This is a genomic window from Intrasporangium sp., from assembly GCF_040414665.1.
Classification (GTDB): Bacteria; Actinomycetota; Actinomycetes; order Actinomycetales; family Dermatophilaceae; genus Intrasporangium.
In genome coordinates, this window is the sequence record NZ_JBEDUL010000101.1 from 1 (window position 1) to 4,427 (window position 4,427).

Genomic DNA, 4,427 nt, shown 5'->3' on the forward strand with positions numbered 1-4,427 from the left:
ACCGAGACAGCGGGGTAGAGCCATGTTCAGCGTGACCGTGCGGGACCACATGATGATCGCCCACAGCTTCGAGGGCGAGCGGTTCGGTCCGGCCCAGCAGCTCCACGGGGCCACCTTCGTGGTCGACGCGACGTTCCGAGGTCCGGAGCTGGACGACACGGGCATCCTCCTCGACATCGGTCTCGCGACGGAGCAGGTCCACGAAGTCGTCGGCGCGCTGAGCTACCGCAACCTCGACGACGACCCGTCGTTGGGCCGCAACACGTCGACCGAGGTGCTCGCCCGCCTCGTCGCCGACCGGCTCGCCGAACGTGTCGCGCACGGATCGCTGGGAACCACGCCCGGCCAGGTGACCGGGATCCACGTGACCCTGCACGAGTCGCACGTCGCCTGGGCCTCCTACGAGCGGTCGGTGTGAGGCGCCTCCACGCCATCATCCCGGACTCGGTCCCCGACCAGCTGCGGCCGAGTGGCGGCAACACGTACGACCAGCGCCTCCTCGACGGACTCGACTCCCTTGGGTGGTCCGTCGCCGAGCACCTCCTCCCCGGCGCCTGGCCGGACCCGGATGCGGCGTCCCGACGAGCCCTCGAAGACGTCGCAGCCGGGCTGCCCGCCGGCGAAACGGTGCTCGTCGACGGCCTCATCGCCTCCAACAGCCCCGGCGTCCTGGTCCCGCTCGCTCACCGGGTGCCGCTCGTCGTGCTCGTCCACCTACCCGTCGAGGGCCAGCGGGAGCGCGCCGTGCTCGACGCCGCGGCCGCCGTCCTCACCACGAGCGCGTGGACACGAGATCGGCTCCTCGCCCTTTACCGCCTCGACCCTCGCCGGGTCCATGTCGCCGAGCCGGGCGTCGACCTGTCCCCCGTGGCGCCCGGCACCACCGCGGGCGGGGAGCTGCTCTGCGTCGCGGCAGTGACGCCGATCAAGGGCCACGACCTGCTCGTCGCGGCCCTGGCCACCCTCCGTGACCTGCCGTGGCGCTGCACCTGCGCGGGGCCCTTGGCTCCGGACCCGGGCTTCGTCGAGCACGTCACTGCGCAGGCTCACCGAGCCGGCATCCAGGATCAGGTGCAGCTCGTCGGCCCGCTCGATCGCACCGCCCTGGACCAGGCGTATGCGGCCGCCGACGCCATCGTCCACCCCTCCCGCGTCGAGACCTACGGGATGGTCGTGACCGAGGCCCTCGCCCGCGGCCTCCCTGTCATCGGCACCTCGGTCGGCGGCCTCCCCGCCGCCCTCGGGCACGGCGCCGTGGACGACGCGCACGACGCAGGAGAGGACGGCAGGCCCGGGCTGCTCGTCCCCGCCGATGACGCCGCTGCCCTCGCTGCCGCACTGCGAGCCTGGCTCACCGACCCCGCCCTCCGGGAGCGACTCCGGCACCGAGCTAGGGAGCGCCGGCTCAGCCTCCACCCGTGGTCGCGCACCGCCGAGCAGGTGTCCGCAGTCCTCGCGACCCTCGTCCGCACCAGCGCGGCCGGAGCTGAACCGGACTGAACCGGACACCGCGAACAGTCGTCGTTCCGTCGTGAGTGCCGCGACGTCAGGGGAGGAGGCGACGACGATGGGTCCTGCCCGCCGATGGCTGCGGTGGGTGCAGCCGGTGGGGGGAGCTGTCGTCGTCGTCGTCCTGCTGTGGAGAGTCGGCCCGGGCCTCGTGGTCGACGCGCTCGGCCGGATCGACGGCTGGTCACTGGTCGCAGTCTCGGGCATCGCCCTCCTGACGACGGCGTGCACCTCCTGGCGCTGGGTCCTCGTGGCGCGCGGCCTCGGCCTGTGCCTGTCCCTCCGCGAGGCGGTCATCGCCTCGTACCGATCGCAGTTCCTCAATGTGTCGCTTCCCGGTGGCGTTCTCGGTGACGTCCACCGCGGGCTCAGCCAGGGTCGGGACAGCGGCGAGGTCGGCCCTGCGATGCGCTCGGTGATCTGGGAACGCTCCTCGGGTCAGGCCGTGCAGCTGTGCCTTGCGGGCCTCGCCCTGCTCGTCGTGCCGTCACCCGTCCGGAGCCAGTTGCTCGCTGCTCCTGCGATCCTCGCCACTGCGGCCATCGCCACCGTCCTCGCCGTCGCGCTGCTCGCCACTCGGCGAAGCCGTTCCCGGGTCGGTCACGGCGTACGCGCCGTGACGACTGACGTGCGCCGTGCCGTCCTCGGCCGACGTACCTGGCCTGGGGTCGTCGGGACGTCGATCGTGGCCATCGCGGGTCACGTGGCCACCTTCCTCATCGCCGCTCGCACGGCCGGCATTGTCGCCTCGCCTGTGGGACTGATCCCCCTCGCGTTCGTCGTCCTCCTCGCCATGGCCCTTCCCATCAACCTCGCCGGATGGGGTGCCCGTGAGGGCGCGGCGGCGTGGGCCTTCGGAGCAGCCGGGCTCGGCGCTGTCCAAGGATTCGCCACTGCGGTGGTTTACGGTGGGCTAGTGCTTGTGGCGAGCCTGCCGGGCGCCGCGATCCTCGCGGTCAGCAGTGTGCGCCGCGCCAGCCGAGACGGGCGGGTGCGGGGAGACGCCCATGCCTGACCGGCCGTACGTCCTGCTGAGCTGCGGCATGTCGATCGACGGCTACCTCGACAGCCCCGCCCTGCATCGGCTGCTGCTGTCCAACGAGGCCGACTTCGACCGGGTGGATGCCGAGCGTGCCGCTTCGGACGCCATCCTCGTCGGCGCCGCCACCATCCGCAGGGACAACCCACGGCTGCTCGTCCGGTCACCCGAGCGGCGGGCGGCCCGAGTCGCTCAGGGCCTGCCCCCGTCCCCGACGAAGGTGACGCTGACCCGCCGCGCCGACCTCGATCCGGGGTCGCGATTCTTTGCCTGCGACGACGCAGTGAAGCTCGTCTACTGCCCTTCTACGGCGGTGGCCGAGGCCCGCGCCCGCGTCGGGGACGCTGCGACAGTCATCGACGCCGGGCAACCCTGCAACCTCCACCTGGTGTTCGAGGACCTCGCGGCCCGGGGGGTCAGCCGGCTCATGGTCGAGGGCGGGGGAACGGTCCACACCCAGCTGCTCGCGACCGACCTCGCCGACGAGCTCCAGCTCGTCGTCGCCCCCTTCTTCGTCGGCAGCTCGGAGGCCACGCGGTTCGTCGGAGACGGCGACTTCCCGTGGAACCCCGACCACCGCGCCACGCTGGCCGAGGTCCGTCAGATCGGCGACGTGGTGCTCCTGCGCTACGCGCTCTCGTCCCGTTTCTCGATGAGCTGACAGGGGAGCCCATGGACGTCCGACCGCCCGCGGCATCGATCCGCACTGCCGTCCCCGTGCCGCTGTCCTTCTCCGACGGCTTCGAGACGACGGCGCTGGCCTTCACCTTCGACGGCCTGGCCGACGGCCTCGAGCACCTCGCCCTCGGGCTCGGCGACCGGGCCGACCCGACCCAGCGGGCCAAGGACGCCGCTTCTCCCCCGCTCATCCGAGTCCACAGCGAGTGCCTCACCGGGGACGTCTTCGGCAGCCAACGGTGCGACTGCGGCCCACAGCTGCGCGAGGGCGTCCAACGGCTCTCCGAGACCGGCGGCTACCTGCTCTACCTGCGGCAAGAGGGCCGTGGCATCGGCCTCTACGCCAAGCTCGACGCGTACGTCCTGCAGGACTCGGGGCTTGACACCTACCAGGCCAACGTGGCCCTCGGCTACGAGGAGGACGCACGCGACTACGGCGTCGCCGCGCAGATGCTGCTCGCCCTCGGGGTCCCGAGAGTCGCCCTGCTGACCAACAACCCCGACAAGGCCGCCCAGCTCGCAAGCCTCGGGATCACCGTCACGAGCGTCGTCGCGACCGGAGTCCACCTGTCCCCAGCCAATGCCCACTACCTCGCCACGAAGGCGACGCACGGCTCCCACACCCTCGACCTGCCCACGACGGACGGCCTCAGGCACCAGACACCGCGGGAGTCCGAGGCCGGCTGACCAACGACCCAGCCACGGACCGAAGGAGAGCGTCATGTCCACGACCGTGCTCTACATGTCGATGTCCCTGGACGGCTTCATCGCCGGACCGAACGCCGGGCCCGGCAGCGGCCTCGGCGACGGCGGGGAGCGGCTCCACGACTGGATCGGCCAAGGTGACGTCGAGTCCGCCGCGGACCGGCTCGAGGATGCGGACCGCGCCGTCATCGACGACTTCATGTCCACCGGGGCGGTCATCGCGGGCAGAGGCACCTTCGAGCCGGCGGGCGGGTGGCAGGGCGACCACCACGACGGCGTACCGATCTTCATCCTCAGCCGCCACGAGCCTCCGGCGGACTTCGCGGACTACCCCAACGTCACCTACCTGAGCGACCTCCCCGACGTGGTCCGCCGGGCCCGGCACGCGGCCGGCGACAAGGGCGTGCTCGTGCACGGCGCGTCGATCGCGCAGCGCATGCTTCGGGCCGGGCTCCTCGACGAGATCCAGATCCACCTCGTTCCCGTCCTGCTCGGC

Annotated in this window: 6 protein-coding genes; all 6 read left to right on the top strand. The window is 72.0% G+C overall.

Going from position 1 to position 4,427, the window contains the following annotated elements:
- Positions 1-418 (top strand): 6-pyruvoyl trahydropterin synthase family protein (locus ABF401_RS11075; protein WP_353509620.1); only part of this gene is annotated, 418 nt, incomplete at its 5' end.
- On the top strand, positions 415-1,500 hold the full coding sequence (locus tag ABF401_RS11080; RefSeq protein ID WP_353509621.1) for a glycosyltransferase family 4 protein: 1,086 nt from the start codon (positions 415-417) through the stop codon (positions 1,498-1,500). The genes ABF401_RS11075 and ABF401_RS11080, both read left to right, overlap by 4 nt.
- A gap of 31 nt (positions 1,501-1,531) precedes the next feature.
- The gene (locus tag ABF401_RS11085) at positions 1,532-2,524 is read left to right on the top strand and encodes a lysylphosphatidylglycerol synthase transmembrane domain-containing protein (protein WP_353509622.1); all 993 of its coding nucleotides are present in this window, start codon (positions 1,532-1,534) and stop codon (positions 2,522-2,524) included.
- Positions 2,517-3,209, top strand: a complete 693-nt coding sequence (locus tag ABF401_RS11090; RefSeq protein WP_353509623.1) for a RibD family protein — start codon at positions 2,517-2,519, stop codon at positions 3,207-3,209. Before ABF401_RS11085 ends, ABF401_RS11090 begins: the two co-directional genes overlap by 8 nt.
- Before the next feature lie 11 nt (positions 3,210-3,220).
- A complete protein-coding gene (locus ABF401_RS11095) occupies positions 3,221-3,913 on the top strand; it encodes a GTP cyclohydrolase II (protein WP_353509624.1) in 693 nt (230 codons plus the stop codon).
- Positions 3,914-3,947: 34 nt separating this feature from the next.
- The coding region (locus tag ABF401_RS11100) for a dihydrofolate reductase family protein (protein ID WP_353509625.1) at positions 3,948-4,427 on the top strand (480 nt) is incomplete at its 3' end.

Excerpts from the sequence above, each read along its gene's own strand:
- ABF401_RS11090 (WP_353509623.1), top strand. The coding sequence starts at position 2,517 with ATGCCTGACCGGCCGTACGTCCTGCTGAGCTGCGGCATGTCGATCGAC.
- ABF401_RS11095 (WP_353509624.1), top strand. The coding sequence starts at position 3,221 with ATGGACGTCCGACCGCCCGCGGCATCGATCCGCACTGCCGTCCCCGTG.